2 protein-coding genes and 1 pseudogene are annotated in these 3,317 nt (G+C 40.2%); all 3 read left to right on the top strand.

Annotated features, from left to right (window positions below):
- The coding region (locus QUB56_RS36535) for a hypothetical protein (protein ID WP_332961243.1) at positions 1-1,692 on the top strand (1,692 nt) is incomplete at its 5' end.
- A 13-nt stretch (positions 1,693-1,705) separates the two neighbouring features.
- On the top strand, positions 1,706-2,773 hold the full coding sequence (locus QUB56_RS36530) for a leucine-rich repeat domain-containing protein (protein ID WP_332961242.1): 1,068 nt from the start codon (positions 1,706-1,708) through the stop codon (positions 2,771-2,773).
- 335 nt (positions 2,774-3,108) lie between these two features.
- Positions 3,109-3,317: pseudogene (locus tag QUB56_RS36525) on the top strand (YbjN domain-containing protein); the annotation flags it as partial.

Genomic DNA, 3,317 nt, shown 5'->3' with positions numbered 1-3,317 from the left:
GCGGTGAAGAGTTTGCCGGGTAAGAAGCTGGAAGCTTTGGGTGAAAAGGCAGGGGGTTTGTGGGGAACTGCGAAGGATAAGTTTAAGCCGAGTAAGTTGGGTCAGAAACTTAAAGCAGGCGAAGAGAAGCTTCTGGAATGGAAGGAGAAAGGCAAGAATAGATTACAAGAAATTGGTAATAAGTTTGGTTTGTCAAGCGATAAGAATAAGCACAAAGCGATTGGCGAGAAGATTAGAAATGAACTTAAGAAGAAAGCAAATAAAAATGAAACATTTGAAGAATTTTATGCGAGAAAGACAAAAGAATGCGAGGCGTTAAAGAATCAATATCAACCTCAATTAGAGAAGGGGATAAATCTAGATATAAAGTTCAAGCCAGTGGGTGAGGACAAGAAAGACAATGACCTTGATGTGACTGTGAGGATTGCACCTAACGACTATGAAATCAAATTTGAGATTGAAGGTCAACAGGATCATGCCAGATTTAAGAAACTTCTATACAAGGCATTGGAAAAGGTAGCAGCAGAGAGTTACAGTGGGGGAAAGGCGTCTAGCTTCAGTGATGATAAGAAACCGATAGCACAAGAGGACTTCTCTCCGGAGGCGAGGGCAAGACGTGAAGCAGAGGAAAGAGAAAAACATGCAGAAATTCAGAGTAAAGAGGACGAAATCTTAAAGGAAAAAAGTAAACGCATACACGAGAAGATATCGGCAGCTCAAAGAAAATATGCGAATGCTTGCAAGGCAGAGTTTGTTCCTCAGAATACCTTTGGGGTAGGATCTGGCGAGTTCTTTGTAGAGACAGCCTCTAACTACTACATTGTGCCTAAGGAGGAGGGCATCACGAATTATTTCTATGCAATCGGTGGATCGAAGCCTGGAGAAGTCTTAGATTCTATAATTTCAACAATTGGGAAGCTACGATACTCAGAGGAAGAGAAAGAGAAAGATAAAGCCAAGATTAGTGCCCTAAAGTCTGGTCTATCTAACCCTGCAAAGTATTTGGATATTCTTAATTTCATTAAGAACCCATCACTTAATAACAAGGGTCTCAATATTACGATTAAAAATGATTATGGTAAGAAGAAAAGCACAATAGCTTTACCTTCCAAGATTTCAAGTAAGTATAGCTATGAGTCAGCTCCCCTTCCTCCGAATGAAGCGAAAGATTGGTACAAAACATTTCCAGATAGGGTAACCAACGACGAAATATCAGTTACTTTCATAGCATCCTTAGTGGCAGAGCCAGCGAGATGGAGTGTGTCCCATATTACTAATATGCTTTTGCTTGACAAACGTAGCAACCTAAACAATGACTCTAACGTTCCGCCAAAACAGATGACGCTCAAAGAGAAGGAGAAAGTAGCCAAGGGTGAGTATAAATCTTCTGAAGTTTATGAACATATGTCTATGACCCAAACTGCTAGCGATCCACATGGGGATACAGCTAAAAAGGCGGTCAATAAAGGTGTTTACAGTACGGACAAGGATATAGAAACATATCCCCCTAACCTGAACCCGATCAAAAATGTGACGGATAGGGACTTTGAAGCCATCAAGAAGAATCCCTCATTGGTTAGTGGATTAGAGGAGTATTACAGAAATAATTCGGGAAATGAAGAAACCACCATTATTAATGAATTTTCAAAGAGGATAAAGGAATATTTGGAGCTAAGCATAAAAGAGAGTTGAGGAAAAATTATTTATGAAGACAGAGTATTCGGACACAAGGCTGGATTTTGCAGATCAGGAACTCGATGAAGTACCCATTAACTTCAGTCAATATCCTTATCTAGAAGAACTCTATCTGGAGAACAACTGTATTGAAGAATTAAATGACATAGGAGAATTAAGGCAGTTAAAATGCTTGAATGCGTCACACAATAGGCTAGAGTCCATTCCTGCATCTTTTGGTAATCTAGAAAATCTTGAAAAACTTTACCTTAATGAAAACTTGCTTGAAGAAATTCCAGACAGTATTGGAAATTTAGGTCGGTTGCAAGATCTTCAACTATCTGGCAATAGATTGAAGTCACTCCCGAATCCTGTTGGCAGGCTTTCTAACTTAACTGATTTAAGCGTTTATGACAATTCATTAATTGAATTACCCTCTTTATCTGGACTCGGAAATCTAAGCTGGTTCCGTGCAAACATAAATGATCTGTATTCTTTTCCAGACTTGCCTCTAAGCTTGGAATGGTTGGACTTATTTCAAAATAAAATTTCATCAATTCCAGATACTATAAGAAAATTTTCCAAGCTCAAAAATCTTAGTTTAGGTAGGAATAAAATAAGCGTTATTCCTGATGAAATTGCCGAATTAGTAAATTTAGAAGGATTAGATTTGTACCAGACCTCCTTACAAGTTTTTCCTGAAGGAGTAGCCCATCTACCCAATTTACGAGGATTGAACATGGACAAGTGCCCTATGAGTTCACTGCCTGCTACTTTCCCAGCCTTGAGAAGGCTTGAAAAACTGAGTCTAGAAGAAACACAGATATCTGAAATCCCTGAGGCAATTGCAAGTTTAAAAAACTTAAAAGAGATATCTTTGAAACAGACCAATATATCTAGAGTTCCCGACTGTCTCATGGATTTGTCTAACTTAGAGACGCTTATTCTGTCGTACTGTAAAATACGGGAGGTGCCAGAGTTTTTACTCAAAATGAAGGGATTGAAGCTACTTTTGCTTCTGGGTAATCCTATTGAACGAAACTCAATATTGAGGCTGGAAGAACAAGCAAAGGAAAATGGTATTTCTTTGGTCATCTAACGTTATTAGATGGTACTACAGGCATTGTCCACTTGAACTCATACCAAGTATTTAAAAGGGCGATGGTTCACTCTGCTCGAATCGTCGAGTTGCCAGGCCGACCCTGCTGAGATGAGACAGGGGGCGATCGCAGAGATAATCGGCTTGGGAAGGGCGATCGCTTTCTAAAAACAGCGATCGTCTCACTTCAGCCTTAATCAGACGGATGCTCTACTTCTTGAAGATGGCTTGATTGGGTGGGAAGCGAGAATAGCTTTCAGTAGATTGCACGGAAATTCGGGTTTATTGCATAAAGGGCTGAACCGATTAAATTTTAAGCTGAGGGAAAACTATACATGAACGCAAAGACGGAAAATCATCAACTCAACAGTGAAGTAACGCTACGCGACTCCTCCCAATCTCCCCTAACCTTTCATGCCATCACCCTAGCCCTAACCAAACAAGACAACCAACTCATCGAGTGCCGTCTCAGCTTCCAAGTCAATCCCGAACTCTACCAACGCATTGACACTGACGCCTTATTCAACCTTAAAGCCGAAGTCCG

Origin of the sequence: Microcoleus sp. AR_TQ3_B6 (assembly GCF_036702785.1) — a bacterium.
Taxonomy (GTDB): domain Bacteria; phylum Cyanobacteriota; class Cyanobacteriia; order Cyanobacteriales; family Microcoleaceae; genus Microcoleus.
The sequence above is the reverse complement of the archived record's forward strand: the minus strand, read 5'-3'. Positions and strand labels throughout refer to the sequence as shown.

What these genes read in the sequence shown, in the direction of transcription:
- QUB56_RS36530 (WP_332961242.1), top strand. Translation starts at nt 1,706, where the DNA reads ATGAAGACAGAGTATTCGGACACAAGGCTGGATTTTGCAGATCAGGAA.